An 18,381-nucleotide genomic window follows, 5' to 3' on the forward strand; every position below is an offset into this window, starting at 1 on the left:
AAACCCCCTACAAGGTAGCGCCGTCATGATGCCTCGTTCTGCTTTAAAAAAAGATAAGCGGGCAGCCGAATACCATCGTCGAAAAATTGATGAATTAGGCGATCCACTGCTTGTCCTTGATCAGTATGTTGATTTCTCGGCACTGGCTGACACGGTAGACCGGGTCACGCCACGGATTATTTCTCCCAAAGGCGGACGCCCGCCATTCCCGACTGAGGTGATGGTTCGCATCATTATCCTGAAACATTTCCATAATCTTTCCGATGAAAAGAGGGAATATCAATTACTTGACCACATGAGTTGGCAACGTTTTTGTCGTTTGACCGATGTCATTAATATTCCAGATCGTAATACCATTTGGTATTTCGAAAAACGGATTGGTCAGGAAGGTGCCAGGGCGTTGTTTGACGAGGCGAAGCATCCGCTTTCGGCACATAAGAAAATAGCGAAAACCCGGGCACGAGTGGAACACATCTTTGGCTCATTCTCCCAGATGGGTGATAAATTCATCCGAACGGTAGGCCAGCTACGCGCCAATGTCGTGATGACGCTGAAAGCAACCTGCTATGATTTACAACGTTTGGTTTATTTTAGGAAATCGAGCATTCATGCCTTTTAATGCGTGAAAAAGTCAGAAATCCCTCTTCTCAATAAGATCAATTTTATGACGAATGGGTACAAAGTTGATCTTATTTTTTCAGGGGAGAGTTTTTAGAGGTTCCCTTACGTGAGTACCCTGTTCTACCGGCAGGAGAACTTGCCGCGCAATTTCCGGAATGGAAAGGTTTAAAAAACCTTGGCGTAGCAATGCGATATCGCCTGGATAAAAAAAGTAAAAAAGAATCATTGGACTACCATTATTACATCAGCTCAGCCGCGCTTGAAACAAACCGCTTTAAGGCGGCAGTGCGGGGTCATTGGGGTATTGAAAACCGCGTTCATTGGGTGCTCGATGTTTCCATGAATGAAGATGCGTGCGCCATTCGTCGCGGTAACGGTGCTGAGATATTAGCGGGTATGCGACACCTCTCACTGAATATGTTGCGTGCAGAAAACAGTATAAAAGCCAGCATACGGCGAAAAATGAATATGGCTAATATGAGCAGTAAGTATTTGGACAAGGTATTAATTGCAGGTTTTCAGGTATTGGGCAAGAAATGAACACTCATGCTCTTGCCCTGGCTGTTACACTTAGTGTATTATTTTTCCGAATTCTATAGTAACCAGGAATTGATAATAATTAATTTATGTATTTTTAATTGCAAGGTGTATTAATAATTGGCAATTAATAAGGTTGGTAACTAAAAGTGAACAAATTAAAAACAATGGCTTTTTCAAATATAGTTAGTTTATGTCTTTCCATACTAATTGTGAGTCAATCATCATTATCAATAACACAATATGGTAATGTACATCATTATTATGATGTGATATTGGCAATTTTATCATTTTTTGGTTTTAAATATATTTTTAACAAAACAGTTGAAATATTTCTTTAAATTAATAATAATTATTACTCCTACAATGAATTACATTAAAAGATATATAATATGAAAGAATACGACTTGAGATAATTAATTGTTTTACAGATGGACAACTTCTGTAGATTTAACCTGAGCTAGAACGAAATACATCTGCGCCTACAACGATATAACTGATGCAGGGACGAACTGGAATAAAATGTGCTAGACATTAGTTCAGGCTGTCAAAAATAGACCTCGCAGTTAAACTGCGAGGTCTATTTTTATAACGAAATAACCCTATTTACGACGTAATTGATGTTTCTTTGTGAACAATAATTACACGGCACTAATTCCAAAGTGTTCCAACACGCACGTAACCTGCCACTCCTGAAAAAGGCGATGGCTCTGGTTGTAAAGCAAATTCCCGTTGTATTGAGGGCACTCCACTGACATACGGTTCTTAAAACAAAGAAGGTAGCATCCGGCAACGATAATCGACACGATTGTATCCGAAAGGATGATGGGTTTTATGTTCAGGCAGTCACGGTTCCATTTTTTGCCAAAAAATATAATATTCATGGCTCGTAGTTACTTCTTTATTGCTAAATAGTAAAACAATAAGGAGTAATATCTATTTTATCTAACCCCTATGTCTCATAAATAATCAATAACGACATAGGTATGAATATCTTGTTCGGAAATTAACCGCCTAATGTAAAAAATAAAGTAAAGAGTTTTTGCATAATAAATACGTAAAATACATTTTTCAACTTAAGTATATATTAGTGAGTTAATTACTCTGTACAAAAATAACCCAGAGCTTTAGCGAGAAAGTATTTAATGACCATATAACTATGGTAAAAATTTATCATTCAGACTCGGAGAGAATAATTGTTTCGTCAACAGGCAATTGAGAACAGAAAGAAAAAATGGCAAGGGAAAGCAATTTTGTTTCCAGGGCTATCCCCACGTTTGATCAGCATAGCAAGCCTCTTTTTTCTTGTTGTTTTTATATCATTAATCATCTTTGGCTCCTACACACGAAGAGTTAACACCAGACTGAATTCTGGCGAGTGCCCTCTCCTAACCGAACCATTATTCATAGGGCTGGATTTCTTTGATACTTTTCAAATCAAGAGAAAATGGACTCCATACGCCACTCCCTACTTCTGAGCCTGTAGACTTTCTGAATCGGCGGCCGGTTTCACTGATCCACATCGTTCTGGTTTGCCGTAATCTGACCTTACGTGTTCTGTAAAATTCTGAAATTATCCCTTCGTGGGTCATGTTCATCTGGTTTTTCCTTAAAGGGATTCTACGCCAGAAATTTCGGTGGTTCCGGCGGAGAACCCCAATGTGCAAATATTCAGCTATATACCCTATAAGAGAGCATAAAAATGGGGGCTTTTTTGAAATGAGCACCCCGTGTTCATAGCCCAATGTTCCATCATGCAGTCACGCAAAATATCGCGGGCGATATCGACGCACGCTCTAGCAAATGCTGAATGCCATCAGGCGTACGTTCGCCTATCCATTCCGCCAGTTACCATTTTTACGCAGTCCTCTGAGGTAAGCGAGGCTGCGTTGTTGTTGGCCGGGATGGTGAAACAAGGGAAACAAGGGAGACAAACACGTATGGAGTGAGAGCAGTTCCTGTTCCCAGGCATTGATCGGTGAGTGCATTGAACACCTCCCCGTATTTTTCAGAAAAAATGTCAGAGGCTATCATGCCACAGTGAACTTTCCGAGGGAAAGGGCGCAAATCCCCTTTAACGAGGCAACGAGGTAAATCCTGCCTCCAGCCCATAAGCTTCTATCTCTTCCGGCATTGCCTCCCCAATAGTGACCTGGCGAGACTCGGCTTGATGGTTTAAATCCGGGCGCCAGTGGACGATTAACCGCCCACTGCTGTCGTGAGTTAATGCTGAGTTTGATTGTTGTGTATTTCAATTATCATAAATTAATAATGCCACTAATACATGTGATAGCATGACCGCCAACCAAAATTTTCTCATCAGTGACAGTCAGTTGAAGTTTCCCGTCACGGCCGAGTATCTGTCCTTGGGAGGACAAAATCAGACCATTTTCAGGTAAGTCGACCGCGTGATAGCGCATAAATGCCGCCACGCTACCATTACCACTTCCACACACCGGGTCTTCATTCACACCGCATGCTGGGGCAAAAGACCGAACTTCGATATGCAGACCGTGATTACTACTGTGTTCACCATAGAGACAAACCCCTGTCACCTTCATGTCGTGATCATGCTCTTTAAGCTGGGTATAATCTGGGGTGGACTTCAAGACTGAATTGGCGTCTTTGATATGCCCAACGATCCAGCGCGGACCAATATCAACAAGGGCCGGCACTAAGGAGCGATCCATCGTACAACCCAAAATATTTTCAAGACGATCCACCTGTTCGCATGTCAATGGAGTGATAGTTGGTTCAGGTAATTCAAAGGCTATTGACAGATTACCGGATGTCTTTCCCATCACTGAAAGATTAACAAGTCCAGTACCACATTCTTGAACAATGCTGTTTCCCCGGATTTGGATACTGCCCGCTTCAAGCAACGCATGGGCCGTCCCTATAGTGGGATGGCCGGCAAACGGAAGTTCACTTTCTGGTGTGAATATCCGTACCCGATAATCAGCCGCGCTATTTTCTGGTGGCAGTACAAAGGTGGTTTCAGAAAGATTTGTCCAATTCGCGATTTCTTGCATTTGTGCCGTCGAAAGCTCATGAGCATCCATAACAACGGCAACCGGATTGCCTTTAAATGGCGTGGAGGTGAAAACATCAACTTGTTTGAAATTAATACGAGGCATTAATGCTCCTTATGTTATTTTCTGGAATCACTGATGCCGAATTCAGTGAAACCTTTTTTATGAAACTGATGATGAGGCTTATCTCGGCACGTATGAGATGCTACACGCATATTTTGATTGGATACAGATACAGGTTTTAGGAGATTTTATGGACACAGTTGTATGATAATATTTTGCTATTTCAGTCTATCTGCATGTCTGATAAGTTGTCTCGATGGATATCAGCTGTATCCCTATTTATGAGAGGAGTCACATGTTTACTTATGAGATTATTGCAGACGAGGTGGCAACAGCCATCACCAATGGCCAGCTTCAGCCAGGAACCCGTATTAGATCGATTAGGGCGTATGCCAATAGTCGCAATATCAGTATTAATACCGTTAAAACCGCATACAGACTACTTGAAGATCGGGGATTGATTGTCGCTCGTCCGCAGTCAGGTTATTTTGTGAATCACACACTCCCTGAGCTTCTCGAACAACAACATGCTCATACGTTCCGTGAGAAATTACCGTTAACAGGGATAAATAGATTATTCTCCACCATTCTGGAATATCAGGCGAAAGAAGGTTATCTTGATCTCGCATTAGCCTGTCCAACCGGCGATAGGTTTTATCCTGCGAACCGCTTGAGAAAACTGACTTCGCAGTTAATTCGTTCCACAAAAACCAGCCTCACTTCTTACACGCTTCCACCCGGATCTTTTCGCTTACGTTCACAAATAGCAAGACGAGGGTTGCATTTAGGTATGGTTTTATCTGCTGACGATATATTAATTACGCATGGCACGATGGAAGCGCTGAGCCTGGCAGTGCGGGCAACGACCCGTCCCGGAGACAGAATTGCAGTTGAAACACCGACTTTTTATAACCTCTATCCCATGCTGGAAGATTTAGGCCGCCGTATCATTGAAATTAAGACGCATCCTCATACAGGAATGTGCCTGGATACATTACAAAAACTGATTGATAAAGGTGAAATTTCTGCGGTAATGACGATACCGAGTGGGCATAATCCGCTCGGTTTTACGATGCCTGAAGAAAATCGTCGTCGTCTTGCGAAGATGGCAAACCGTTATCAGATCCCGGTGATTGAAGATGCCATGTATGCGGAACTCCAATACAGTGAGCGACCCGTTTTTAATATCAAGGCATTTGATGAAGATGGCTGGGTGCTGGTTTGTGCCAGCTATACAAAAACCGTCGCCCCTGATTTCAGAATAGGCTGGCTGGAGGCCGGCCGCTTTAGGGATCTGGTGCACCAGTTGAAATTCACCACAACGGTGGCGGAATCGACCATCCTGACAGAAACACTCGGCATGTTCCTGGAAAATGGGAGCTATGATCTTCATTTGCGCCATCTTAAGCGACTGTATAATAGCCAAATTGATAGTATAAGGGCCTGTATCGCAAAACATTTCCCTGAAGGGACGCGAGTCAGTCGCCCTCAATGTGGTTTTATTCTCTGGCTGGAATTACCGAAAGGCTTAGATACACTACTGCTCTTTCATTCTGCACTGGATGAAAAAATATTATGTATGCCTGGCTTACTTTGCTCTGGAAATCAATCATTTAATCATTGTTTGCGTTTGGCCGTCTGTTTTGAATTTGATGAAAGCCATCTTGACGGTATAGCGAGGTTGGGAAAGCTTGCCTGTCATCTTTAATCCCCTTGTCTCATGAAATTCATTATGCTGATCGATATTTTTGTTTGTTTGATAAGATTAAAAAAACATCATATTTATCATAGTGATTTAGCTCATGTGTTATGATTATTTCCCTCATGAAAAGATCTTGTTTTCCATAAAAAAATAGGGAATACAAATACCAATGAAGCTTTTCACGCCATTATTGATGTATAAGGGATTACCTAGAGACACCTATTTTATTGCGTTAGCAAAATTTGTTCTTGGTCTTGGAAACTTTATTATCCCCTTCATCCTTCTTTTGCTAACACAAAAACTCGGTTACTCAACAACTATAGCTGGAGGATTGGCTATGGGGGTTATCATGCTTTTTCTGGTGGGTAATCTTATCGGCGGTAAAATATCGGATACTTTAGGCCATAAGCGAGTGATGGTTTGTGGGGAAATGGCTGGTTCATTGGTGTTAATAGTTTGCGGTTTTTTTTCAGACTGGCCTGTCATATTGCCCGCGTTGCTTTTTTTAAGTTATTTCTTTTATGGTGTGTCTCTTCCTGCCAGTAATGCTTTGGTTGCAGATATATCGTCACCAAATAATCGTAGTGCTGTCATGTCATTAAGCTACCTTGCATATAGTTTAGGTTCTGGGATCGGTCCAATATTAGCGGGTTATCTCTTCTGGAACTATACAGACTGGATTTTTTGGGGAAATGGATTTGCGAGTTTAATCGCGGTTTTCATCGTCTTATTCGGTGTCAATAATCATACTCACGACGATAAAACCAATAAGATAGCACTTTCGGAACTGGAGAAAGCGACTGAGGGGTCAGTATGGCGGGTGTTTAAAGAACGTCCGAGATTACTTATATTCGGCATTTTATGTACTTTTCTTTGGTTTGCGTTAAATCAAAAGACAATAACGACGCCACTCTACTTAAGCCATATATTTGACAAGCAGGGACCCATTTTATATGGGCAGTTAATGACATTTGCAAGTATATTGGTGGTTATTATTACACCGATATTGATCAAATTAACGTCAAATTTATGTGATATTAAAAACCTTGCTATCTCAGGTTTTGTTTTTGCACTAGGGTATAGCCTGATCCTTTTTTATAGTTCAGTCAGTATTCAGTTTGTCGCCTGGTTTTTCCTGGTTATTGGCGAAGTGCTGCTTTTAACCAAAGAAGGGGTATATTTGGCTAATCATTCTCCAATTAGCCACCGTGGGCGTATCAGTGGTATATTAACCACAATCAGACACCTTCTTCTTATGCCTACCTATATCTTAATTGGCGCTTATATTCAATCTGACGGGTATGTATATACCTGGGGTTTGATCATCACTGTTTCATTAGTCGCCGGATTAATGTGTTGGTTATTTTCAGTTCAACAAAATAAGCGTATGAGAGGATAATTGGATGAAACGAGTTAGTTTCCACAATTTATAAACCACCGCATAAATCTGTAAAGCTTCCCGTGATGAATGAAGCTTCGTCACTAAGCAGCCAAAGAATCGCATTTGCAACCTCTTCAGGCGTTCCACCTCTTTTCATCGGAAAGTTTTTGGCAATACGATCAACTCGAGAAGGCTCGCCGCCATCGGCATGAATATCGGTGTAAATGCCTCCCGGACGAACACAGTTGACTCGTATACCGTCAGCGGCGACTTCTTTAGATAATCCGGTAGTAAAGGTATCAACTGCACCTTTCGACGCGGCATAATCAACATATTCGAAAGGTGAACCACTTTTCGATGCACCTGATGAAACGTTAACAATTGAACCTCCAGAGCCTCCTCTAGAAATCGACATACGCTTAATCGCCTCAGAAGAGCAATAAAAATGACTCATTACATTGGTCAATAGTACTTGTTGAAATCGTTCCCCATCCATATCAATTAAGGGCATTTTTTGTTTTAAGATCCCAACATTATTGACAAGGTGAGTAATACTGCCTAACTGAATATCAATGTCGTTGAACATTTTTTTTACTTGATGCTCATTGGAAACGTCAGCACGTACAGCGATACATTTAGCATCCAGATTCAAAATCGTATCACGGACTTTAAACGCGGACTTTTCATCGTTTAAATAATTTAAACATATAGAATACCCTTTATTTGCTGCCAGTATCGCGGTAGCTGCTCCAATACCTCGACTAGAGCCTGTCACTAAAAGTATTTTTTTGTTCATCATTATCCTATGTGTAACAAAGGAATATCGTCTTAGAGTGCTTTCCGCATGAAAATCCTTGAGTTTCCAGAGGGCATGCAGGGGACTTCACCAAAAATGGTGTAACCATGCTTGAGATAAAATTCGGGTGCCTGAATCGACATAGTGAACAACATAGCAACGTGACAACCACGCCGGCGAGCTTCCTCTTCGGCACGTTTCAGCAATTCACTGCCGATCCCCCTACGTCTCGCCGATTCGGGAATAAAGAAAAAATTAATGAAAAGCACTCCAAGGGAAGTGCGTCCTACCAGTCCCCCGTTTACTTCGCCGACTTGATCATGCAGATAGAGATCTAACGGTTGATTATCGGGTATGCCTGTCTGTTCCACGTTAAAGTCATCCAGCCATTTGCTAATCTTGCACCGGAATTGACTGTCTGCGCTATTTGATTCGGTGATACTCCATCTATTGGATAAACAGAACTGATACATAGATCTCCTTGCTTTGCTAGCCCATAAGAATTGAACTAGAAAAGCTAGCTTAAGCTCGAAATTTGTGCAAATCATTTTTGTTAATTTTATGTTATTTTTTGTATTCCCTATATCCGACTGTCCCTATTCCCCCGGAGAAACAATAAATGCAGCATAACACCTCATACTCCTACAGCTTCACAAATTCCACGTGTTGAAGGTATCCGTAACCAGAGATATTGAGCCAATGTTCAACATGTAAGGTAACGACGAGCTCGCCTTCAAGGAGTTCAGTTTCGGTATCACGAAAGAGCACTGGACCGTAATTTGAACCAGGTTTGTAAGGAGTCAGAATGGTTTCTGTGAAATCAGTCAAATGCTTATCCATCAGTATTTGACCGGACTGCTCTAGGAGGAGTAGAGCATCGTAATTAAAATCATACGACTCTGTCATATAGGCGTAATAAAGGCGTATATGATAGCGGCCTGCATTCTTCACCGGGATTGTAACCGATGTCTTTATTCCGTTATAAGTAGCAGGTTTAGTGGCTGATAAGTAGTTATAACCCGTGTCTTCAGGTGGAAGACCGACATTTTGGTCAGTCATGAAAACGGTACCAAGATAAACGGAATGGGATTCGTCATTGATTGGGTTGGCCATTATGTCATCACGGGTTAGGCACACTTTGGTGGGTTTATGTGAGGCACCTTGGGACAAAAAATTTTGAATGTTGGTATAATCCGATGTCCAATAAACTATGGAGCGTTTCGCTTGCTCGCTTGGTTCAGGGAAATCCCCCTCATTATAGTTATTGATCCTTGCGGTCAAAACTTCTTTAAACATGATGTCTGCTTGCTCGGTAAGAGCCTGACTGAATTTTTCCAGATCATATTCGGCATACCCCCAGAGTTTGCCATATGCTAACGTATCACGCAGGGTGAAAAAGTAAAGCAAACAGGCAAGGGCACAGACACCACACAATGCGTCATTTTTTCCGTTCCGTTTAGTTGTATCGATACTTAGAATAGACAAACGTCGCATATGTGAAATTGCAATCTCATTACGATCCACAACCAATTGCCTAGCCTCTTCTGTTGGGCACTCATTCCATGAGTGGATTGCATCTTGAAGGCTTTCGGCATCTTTACGAACAGCTGCATATTCAGACTCTAGCCATTCAGTTGTATGTTGTATCAATACTTCTTTAATTACCTCAATAATATCGACTTCTTTTTTAGATTCTGTGAGTTTTTCAAACAAGTACTTCAAAATAATTCCAAGAAAGGTTAAGGTGATATCCCATGGTGTGATTGCAAATTGCTTTAATCTAGGGGCTGCGAGGCTTACCTCAGACTGAGGAGGGATCATATTTAATGCTCGTAAAGTCAATATATATAGTGGGAGTTGCTTTGGCTCTGCGGAAGTTTGTTTCATAACATTACTCCTGATAATGATAAGAGGCTTTTATTGTCATTGATGTCTTGAAAAAAAACTTCAACCTCCCCATTCTTATTCTCTATAGTTTCAAAGTTATCGTTTATTTTATATTTATAATGTTTTCCCACATCATAGTTTTTCATGAATTTATTAATAGATGTATAACTATACGCTGATCTTTCTTGTGTAGTCATAATAATACCTCATTTATCCTATTTGTTTTTAAAATTTACTGAGGTTCATTTGCAAATAAAATTAATGTAAAACAACCATTCTGGCAGAAAAATTTTTCTGTTAAAAATAGAGCCTCGGTAGCATAAGTCATCATCGGTATCGATCTGAGCTATGTTATGATCTTATAGTTGAAGAATTCAAGGCTGTCAATAATGATTGTGGCGTTAATTTTAGAAAAGATTAACCAAATGATTATTTGGTTTTTTAATGAATGAATATGATGTCATTGTGTTATTTCGGCTAAATGTAAAGGTTTTTTAATTTACCTTAGAAGATATTGAATTCAATTTGAAAGAGTTTTATTGATTTTAAACACATTTATGATTAAGCATTTATAAATTAAATTTTACCCCCTAATTATTAACTACAATAATATAATTTGAATCGAATTATTTACACATCCCTATTGCAGTTACTTGCATTATCAATCAACGCGATCTTCCACCAAAATTATTTCAAAAGCTCTGCTTAAACAGAGCTGAAATTAATTTAGCAAAGATCAATGAGTTCAGTGAGGAACAGCCATTGAATGTTATGGTAGTTTCTTCGAAAGTAGGTTCACTATTAGTCACATTTAGCGTATTCCTGCGATAAATAAAAAAGAGCCTCATATCATTATGTGAATGATCACTCGAATGATATGAAGCTCTTTGGGTATAGGAAGTTATAAGGCTCGCAGAATGGCTTCTACACTCGCTTTCGCATCACCAAACAACATTTGTGTATTTTCTTTGAAGAACAGCGGATTTTGCACTCCCGCATAGCCTGTGTTCATCGAGCGTTTAAATACGATAACGTTTTGTGCCTGCCAAACGGCTAATACTGGCATGCCGGCGATAGGGCTTGATGGATCTTCCTGAGCGGCAGGGTTGACTGTGTCATTAGCACCAATGACCAAAACCGTATCCGTCTCAGAAAAATCATCATTAATTTCATCCATTTCCAAGACGATATCGTAAGGAACTTTTGCTTCGGCAAGTAGCACATTCATATGACCGGGTAAGCGTCCAGCAACAGGATGAATACCAAAGCGAACACTGATCCCTCTATCACGCAATTTTGCTGTGATGTCATGAACAGGGTATTGCGCTTGTGCGACTGCCATACCGTAACCAGGAGTAATGATCACTGATGTGGAATTCTTCAGCAGTTCAGCAACGTCTTCCGCGGTTGTTTCACGGTATTCCCCCATCTCTTGATCACCACTGGAAGATACGCCCTCTGTACCGAAGCCGCCGGCGATAACACTCATAAAGGAGCGATTCATCGCTTTACACATAATATAAGAGAGAATTGCGCCCGAAGAGCCGACTAAAGCACCGGTCACTATCAACAAGTCATTACTTAGCATGAAACCTGCCGCTGCAGCCGCCCAACCTGAATATGAGTTCAGCATGGAAATAACAACCGGCATATCCGCGCCACCAATGGAAGCAACTAAATGCCAGCCAAAAGCAAGTGCGATAATTGTCATTACTAGTAAGACAATAACTTGTAAGCTAACACTCTCCGTTTTGACAAACGTAAATAAGAGAGCCAGAGAAACAATCAATGCTAACAGGTTAAGTTTATGTCGGTGTGGCAACATGAGTGGCCTGGAAGAGATTTTCCCACGCAATTTACCAAACGCCACAATTGAGCCGGTAAATGTTACAGCACCAATAAATATCCCAAGGAAAACTTCTGTCAGATGAATATTCTCCATAATGGGGGTGATAAAAATATCATGCGTGATAAAACTATTGAACCCGACCAACACGGCCGCTAAACCAACAAAACTGTGCAGAATAGCAACCAATTCTGGCATTTCAGTCATTTCGACTTTTTTGGCGAGACGCATACCAATGATGGCACCCATGATCATTGCTAAAATAATCCAGCTTACTTTCTCTGTCTCTGGTCCTAAAATTGTAGCGATCAGGGCAATCGCCATACCAATGATGCCAAAAATATTACCGCGTTTGGCACTTTCGTGGCGGGAAAGCCCGGCAAGGCTGAGAATGAACAAAAGGGCGGCAATGATATAGGCTGCTGTCACTATTCCGCTTGATATTACTCCGTTCAACATAAGCTACCCCTTATCCTTTACGAAACATTTTCAGCATACGTTGAGTGACAGTAAAGCCACCAAAGATATTAATGCTGGCAATTAACACAGCAATAAATGAGAAGAAACTTACCCATCCCCCTGCCCCCATTTGTAACACCGCGCCAACCACAATAATGCCGGAAATCGCGTTGGTGACAGACATTAAGGGGGTGTGCAATGAGTGACTGACGTTCCAGACAACGTAGTACCCCACCACACAGGACAAGGCAAAAACAGTAAAATGAGATAAAAATGCTTTTGGTGCAACGTGAGCTAGCCAACTATATAGCACGATCGCCAGCACCAATGCCCCATACTTCAGCCACGGAGATTTTTGGGGTACTGCTTGTTGTGCCTCTTTTTTTACGGGGGTGGATTTGGCTGTTACTGGCTGGGCTGAAACCTGAATTGGCGGAGCCGGCCATGTAACCTCACCGGCTTTAATCACAGTGACGCCACGAACAACAACATCAGCAAAATCAATGGTAATTTCTCCGTTCTTTTCTTTGCACAGTAACTTCAACAAATTAACCAGGTTTGTTCCATAGAGTTGTGATGATTGAGTAGACAATCGGCTCGGCAAATCGGTGTAGCCAATAATTTTTACCCCATTTGGTGTCACAACAAGTTTATCTGCCTCTGTATATTCACAGTTACCTCCATTTTGCGCGGCCAGATCGACAATCACACTGCCAGGCTTCATGGTATCCACCATGTCTTTTGTGATAAGTCGTGGCGCTGGTTTACCTGGGATCAAAGCCGTGGTGACGATAATATCGACTTCTTTTGCCTGTGCAGCAAACAATGCCATTTCGGCGTTGATAAACGTTTCTGACATCACTTTGGCATAGCCATCACCACTACCTGCTTCTTCTTTGAAATCTAATTCCAAAAATTCGGCCCCCATGCTTTGCACTTGTTCCTTCACTTCTGGACGTGTATCAAAAGCACGAACGATTGCACCAAGACTACCAGCTGCCCCTATCGCGGCTAATCCGGCAACCCCTGCGCCGATAATCATCACTTTAGCTGGTGGTACTTTACCTGCTGCGGTAATTTGCCCTGTGAAAAAACGACCAAATTCGTGGGCAGCTTCAATGATGGCTCGGTAACCGGCAATATTTGCCATTGAACTGAGGGCATCTAAAGATTGGGCACGAGAAATTCGTGGAACGGCATCCATGGCGAGCACAGTGATGTTACGCTCTGCCAACTTTGCGATTAATTCCGAATTTTGCGCTGGCCAGATAAAACTAATCAGCGTAGTACCTTCTTTCATTAAGGCAATCTCGTCATCTTCAGGAGCATTTACTTTTAAAATAATGTCTGATTGCCAGATTTGGGGAGATTCTGCGATATCAGCGCCTGCGTTTTGATATGCTTGATCATCAAAACTGGCGAGTTGCCCTGCTCCCGTTTCAACGGTGACGTTAAATCCTAATTTACGCAATTGCTCCACGGTTGATGGTGTGGCAGCAACGCGCGCTTCGTTGGAAAGCCGCTCTTTTGGTACACCAATATGCATAATGTTTCCTTCTCTCAGAATGAAATATTGCTGATTATTACCTTGTTGAAGCCTATTTAACGATTCAATTAATTGTATTTCTGCTACCAGTAAAACCTATCAATAGAATACAAAATAGTAACGCAATGAAAATAAAGCCAGAAAAATAAAACGGCCTGTCAGTGTAAATCATTGTCTATTTCATATAACTTACTCTATTTATTAAAATTATCAGCGCCATATACCCAAAATTGGTCATCGTTTATTTAGAGGGCATAATTTCTTGCAGTAATTAGCATTATTACATGTAATAATTGTGGTCTATGTGATACATAACAATGTTCAGCACGTTATAAATATTTAATTGCGCAAGGCGAAAGGATTTTTTATGAAGTTGAAGACAACGATCATCGCTACTGCGGTGTTCTCGTTAACTACGATGACTGCTGCACATGCGGCTAAAGAATTGACCCCGGAACAAGCTGCAGAGCTTAAACCTTTTGAGCGAATTGCCATCACTGGTCGTTTTAATGCAATTTTTGAAGCTGCTAATGCGGTTTCCCGTCAAGCGGATAAAAAAGGCGCTGAAAGTTTTTACATTCAGAGTCTCGACGATCTCAATGGGCGTGGTAACTTACGTGTTGTCGCTGATTTGTACCATAAAGATGCGGAAAAAGCAGATAACACGCTGAATTATCGTATCTATCGTGGCATTAAAGAGTTACCTAAAGCCGAAGCGGTCACGTTAGAACCTTTCGATACTGTCACGGTAAATGGTTATTTCCCTACTGATCCTGATCTGAAAGAAGCCATTGCTAAGGCGGCAAAGAAGAAAGAGGCAGCCTCTTTTTACATTGTTCGTAATATTACGCCAAATAATGGCGGTAACCAAATTGTCACCGCCTATGTGTATAAAGAAAATGCGCCAAAACGGAAGGTTCAGTCCAGTGAAGCAGTCATTCCGGCAGATTCTGACGCGGGACGCCAGGCATTGGCACAAGGTGGTGAAGAAGCTAAAAAAGTTGAAATTCCAGGTGTTGCTTCTTCAACGTCAACCAGTCATGTGATTGGCCGTTTTTTTGAAACTCAGTCATCAAAAAGTGGACGTTACACTGTAACCTTACCCAATGGCACACAAATTCAAGAGTTGAATAAGGCATCCGCAGCTCAAATGGCACCATTTGACTCCATTACTTTCTCTGGTTATTACACAACTTCTCCTGAAGTTTCCTATCAGGTTGCTAAGCGTGCAGCCAAGAAAGGAGCAAAATACTACCATATCACGAGACAGTGGCAGTCTAATGGTGGTAACGTGACGATCAGTGCGGATTTATTCAAATAATCATACGACGGTAGTTTTGCCATTGATGGGAAAGGCACAGAAAATATTTGTGCCTTTTTTTGTGGGTTTATTCAAGCATCTTGCTCCTTATCGAGATTAGTTCTTTTGTCAAAAATAAGGATTAGAAGAATTATTTGTAGTTCATCTTTTCACTCATCAATCCCATTTTATGCATAAAATTTATGTTTTTTTGCATAGTAAACCATTGCATACATGCCTTTCACTCCGTAGAATCGCCCTGTTTTAGATTTATCTACTAAATCTTTTCTGCATTCCATCGCATGGATGCAATAAATGTCCAATATGTGTTCGATATTCAGAGCAGGTGTTCTGGCTAATCGTGTCGATTATATTATTTTTAGGAACGTATCTTTGGAAAAGAAATTAGGCCTCACGTCTCTGACTGCCTTGGTACTCAGCTCCATGGTCGGTGCCGGTGTGTTCAGTTTGCCGCAAAATATGGCGCAGGCGGGTAGCCCTGCAGCATTAATGATTGGTTGGGGGATCACAGGCATCGGTATTCTCTTTTTAGCCGCTTCCTTACTGCTACTTTCACGACTTCGTCCTGATTTGGACAGCGGTATTTTTACTTATGCAAAAGAAGGGTTTGGTGAGTTAGTTGGATTTTGTTCTGCCTGGGGGTATTGGTTCTGTGCCATTATTGCCAATGTTTCTTATTTAGTGATTGTGTTCGCCTCATTGAGTTTCTTCACGGATACGGAGCACACTGTCATCTTTGGTGATGGCAATACTTGGCAATCGTTGATAGGTGAATCCATCTTATTGTGGTTTGTTCATTGGTTAGTTCTGCGTGGTGTACAAACGGCGGCAGGCGTCAATTTACTGGCGACAATAGCAAAATTATTGCCGTTAGGCATATTTGTTATTTTGGCCATTATTGCTTTCAAAATGGATGTGTTTACTTTTGATTTTAGTGGCATTGAAATGGGCGTACCTGTTTGGCAACAAGTTAAAGACACTATGTTGATCACGTTATGGGTTTTCATTGGTGTTGAAGGCGCTGTTGTGGTTTCAGCCAGAGCCAAAAAACGTAAAGATATTGGTATCGCAACCTTATTGGCTGTTATCTCCGCGCTGAGCGTCTATTTGCTTGTTACTCTGCTCTCCTTAGGATTAGTTCCCAGACCTGAACTAGCAGAGATGCGTAATCCTTCAATGGCTACGCTGATGGTAGGATTAATGGGTTCTTCCGGTGAAATCGTCATTATTGCTGGATTGATCATTTCTGTTTGTGGTGCTTATCTGAGCTGGACAATCATGGCGGCAGAGGTGCCATTTATCGCTTCTTTACACGGCTCATTTCCTAAAGAATTTAAGAAGCAAAACAGTCAAAAATCGCCTGCGTCATCACTTTGGATCACAAATATGGCGATTCAGCTTTCTTTGGTCTTAATTTGGTTAAGTGGCAGCAACTACAATACGTTACTTTCTATTGCATCAGAGATGATTCTTGTACCTTACTTTCTTGTTGGTGCATTTCTAATGAAAGTTGCTTTTCAACGCAGTAGCCGCGCGTTATTTGCGATTGCTTTCGGGGCTTGTACTTATGGGTTATGGTTGTTGTATGCATCTGGTTTAATGAATCTTTTACTATCGGTGGTATTGTACGCACCGGGATTATTGGTTTTCTTATATGCCCGCCAACAAAATCAAAAAAGAAGGCCTTTGAACAGAGCAGAAAAATTGTCTATGGTTGCCTTATTTTTGGTTGTTGCCCCATCTACCTGGTTATTGATTCACTAATCATTATCTTCATTTGTTTACATTTTCGTGAGTAAAATAAGAGGGGAAATATATTTCCCCTCTTATTTTTTGTTAAAATTTAGTGAAAGAGTAACCTGAATAAGTTAGTGAGTATCCTTTTTTTTGCTGTTATTTAAGTTTTGATGGGTTTATTTTAAGTTAAAAACTAAAAGTATGTTGTAACTAAATAAAAATAAATATGATTAATTTATAGGCAAAACATAAATATTAATTTTGTTTTCACTTTGATACATTTATGGGAAAGATAGTAATAATTCTTTTTTCGGATTACTCATTACCAACAATAAGTTAACTTTATACAAATATAATCAATGTGAATTTCACTTAATGGCAGATATCCAGCCTAACATAAGATAAATACTTAACAGAAAAACAAAAATTGAAAACATTATTTACAAATGCATAATATTTTTTTAAAAACACAGAGAAGAACAAAATACAGACATGAATATATCTTTATTTTTTACGACCCATCATAAATTAATAATTAATCTTATAAAACAGAATAAAACTTCATTAACGTTCAGAAAAACCATGCACCATAAATAACAATGCTATTTATGATGTCTTTTTAGACTTAAACTCTAAATATCGAGATTAGTCGAGTTATTATTTTGATTTATTCTAATTAATCACTACTATATTCTATACCCCATCTATTGATGAGGGTATGTGGACGATTGTTTTTTTCAACTGAAAACCTAAGCAATCCATTAGTTGGGTGCTTTACGTACAATCGTATAACCTTAAACATTAACTTAATCACTTATTTCTCTGCCGAATAAATTTCAATTTCGTCTGAGATGGGATGTATTAGAAAATGAAAACAACATTACTTATTTCATCTTTATTTGTATCATCGGTATTTATGTCTGCGGCACATGCTATTGATGGTCAAATCAAATTTACAGGAAAAATTACTGATTCTGCATGTAAAGTTGACCCAAGTTCAGCTAACCAAACCGTCAATATGGGAACGATAGCCGCAAATTCATTTGATGGGCCTTCCTCTACGTCTTCCCCTTCCCGCTTTAGCATCAAATTATCCGAATGCCCAAAAAGTAACAAAAGCGTACAGGTCAAATTTGATGGGCAAACAGATGCATCCAGAAAATATTTAGCGCTGGAGGGAGGAAACGCAGCTAAAGGTGTCGCCATCGCACTGTATGAAGACGATAACAATACACCAATCCCTATGTTTAAAAGCTCACGTTCTCAAGATTTATCGGACAGTAAAACACAAGAACTGCATTTTATTGCCAAATACATAGCAACAAGTTCTCCCGTAACGCCAGGTTTAGGTGATGCAGTCACTAACTTTACAATTACCTATAACTAAGTTATCGGTGTATAACTGAGTCACCGATTATCAGGTCGTCACTCATGGAATAAATGGCAAGGAAGC

At 40.6% G+C, this 18,381-nt stretch carries 14 protein-coding genes and 2 pseudogenes; 7 read left to right on the forward strand and 9 right to left on the reverse strand.

Annotated elements, in window-relative coordinates:
• The first annotated feature begins 25 nt into the window (after positions 1 to 25).
• Positions 26 to 619: an IS5/IS1182 family transposase gene (locus XPG1_RS07935; RefSeq protein WP_045958610.1), complete on the forward strand. Its 594-nt coding sequence runs from the start codon at positions 26 to 28 to the stop codon at positions 617 to 619.
• A 107-nt stretch (positions 620 to 726) separates the two neighbouring features.
• A pseudogene (locus tag XPG1_RS07940) lies at positions 727 to 1,161 on the forward strand (ISAs1 family transposase); the annotation flags it as partial.
• Between the two features lie 1,201 nt (positions 1,162 to 2,362).
• Here the strand turns inward: XPG1_RS07940 and XPG1_RS19070 are convergent.
• The 3 genes and pseudogenes from XPG1_RS19070 to XPG1_RS07950 form a co-directional block, all read right to left on the reverse strand.
• Positions 2,363 to 2,488: a hypothetical protein gene (locus XPG1_RS19070; protein WP_269450586.1), complete on the reverse strand. Its 126-nt coding sequence runs from the start codon at positions 2,486 to 2,488 to the stop codon at positions 2,363 to 2,365.
• A gap of 367 nt (positions 2,489 to 2,855) precedes the next feature.
• Positions 2,856 to 3,146 (reverse strand): annotated as a pseudogene (locus tag XPG1_RS19275) (IS701 family transposase); the annotation flags it as partial.
• A gap of 270 nt (positions 3,147 to 3,416) precedes the next feature.
• Positions 3,417 to 4,295, reverse strand: a complete 879-nt coding sequence (locus XPG1_RS07950; protein WP_045958612.1) for a PhzF family phenazine biosynthesis protein — start codon at positions 4,293 to 4,295, stop codon at positions 3,417 to 3,419.
• A gap of 253 nt (positions 4,296 to 4,548) precedes the next feature.
• On the opposite strand from XPG1_RS07950, the gene XPG1_RS07955 reads away from it, so the two are divergent.
• Positions 4,549 to 5,961 (forward strand): aminotransferase-like domain-containing protein, encoded by a 1,413-nt coding sequence (locus XPG1_RS07955; RefSeq protein WP_045958613.1) that lies wholly within the window; start codon positions 4,549 to 4,551, stop codon positions 5,959 to 5,961.
• A 163-nt stretch (positions 5,962 to 6,124) separates the two neighbouring features.
• Entirely contained in the window at positions 6,125 to 7,354 is a 1,230-nt protein-coding gene (locus XPG1_RS07960) for an MFS transporter (protein WP_084717281.1), read from the forward strand.
• Positions 7,355 to 7,382: 28 nt separating this feature from the next.
• Here the strand turns inward: XPG1_RS07960 and XPG1_RS07965 are convergent, their stop codons facing one another.
• The 6 genes from XPG1_RS07965 to pntA all read right to left on the reverse strand — a co-directional run bounded on the left by XPG1_RS07965 (position 7,383) and on the right by pntA (position 13,870).
• Complete coding sequence (locus XPG1_RS07965; protein ID WP_197541122.1) at positions 7,383 to 8,132, reverse strand: SDR family oxidoreductase; 750 nt, start codon at positions 8,130 to 8,132, stop codon at positions 7,383 to 7,385.
• A gap of 32 nt (positions 8,133 to 8,164) precedes the next feature.
• Complete coding sequence (locus XPG1_RS07970; RefSeq protein ID WP_052708272.1) at positions 8,165 to 8,605, reverse strand: GNAT family N-acetyltransferase; 441 nt, start codon at positions 8,603 to 8,605, stop codon at positions 8,165 to 8,167.
• Between the two features lie 169 nt (positions 8,606 to 8,774).
• On the reverse strand, positions 8,775 to 10,019 hold the full coding sequence (locus XPG1_RS07975; protein WP_045958615.1) for a hypothetical protein: 1,245 nt from the start codon (positions 10,017 to 10,019) through the stop codon (positions 8,775 to 8,777).
• Positions 10,016 to 10,216 (reverse strand): hypothetical protein, encoded by a 201-nt coding sequence (locus tag XPG1_RS07980; protein WP_045958616.1) that lies wholly within the window; start codon positions 10,214 to 10,216, stop codon positions 10,016 to 10,018. The genes XPG1_RS07975 and XPG1_RS07980 overlap by 4 nt, the downstream gene beginning before the upstream one ends.
• A gap of 704 nt (positions 10,217 to 10,920) precedes the next feature.
• Positions 10,921 to 12,309, reverse strand: coding sequence for a Re/Si-specific NAD(P)(+) transhydrogenase subunit beta (pntB, locus tag XPG1_RS07985; protein WP_045960573.1), 1,389 nt, complete (start codon positions 12,307 to 12,309; stop codon positions 10,921 to 10,923).
• Between the two features lie 25 nt (positions 12,310 to 12,334).
• Complete coding sequence (gene pntA / locus XPG1_RS07990; RefSeq protein ID WP_045958617.1) at positions 12,335 to 13,870, reverse strand: Re/Si-specific NAD(P)(+) transhydrogenase subunit alpha; 1,536 nt, start codon at positions 13,868 to 13,870, stop codon at positions 12,335 to 12,337.
• Between the two features lie 367 nt (positions 13,871 to 14,237).
• On the opposite strand from pntA, the gene ydgH reads away from it, so the two are divergent.
• The 3 genes from ydgH to XPG1_RS08005 all read left to right on the forward strand — a co-directional run bounded on the left by ydgH (position 14,238) and on the right by XPG1_RS08005 (position 18,315).
• Positions 14,238 to 15,191: a DUF1471 family protein YdgH gene (gene ydgH / locus XPG1_RS07995; RefSeq protein ID WP_045958618.1), complete on the forward strand. Its 954-nt coding sequence runs from the start codon at positions 14,238 to 14,240 to the stop codon at positions 15,189 to 15,191.
• Between the two features lie 372 nt (positions 15,192 to 15,563).
• Positions 15,564 to 16,955, forward strand: a complete 1,392-nt coding sequence (locus tag XPG1_RS08000; RefSeq protein WP_045960576.1) for a basic amino acid/polyamine antiporter — start codon at positions 15,564 to 15,566, stop codon at positions 16,953 to 16,955.
• A gap of 841 nt (positions 16,956 to 17,796) precedes the next feature.
• The gene (locus tag XPG1_RS08005; protein WP_045958619.1) at positions 17,797 to 18,315 is read left to right on the forward strand and encodes a fimbrial protein; all 519 of its coding nucleotides are present in this window, start codon (positions 17,797 to 17,799) and stop codon (positions 18,313 to 18,315) included.
• The last annotated feature ends 66 nt before the right edge of the window (positions 18,316 to 18,381 follow it).

The sequence above is a fragment of the Xenorhabdus poinarii G6 genome (assembly GCF_000968175.1).
Lineage (GTDB): Bacteria > Pseudomonadota > Gammaproteobacteria > Enterobacterales > Enterobacteriaceae > Xenorhabdus > Xenorhabdus poinarii.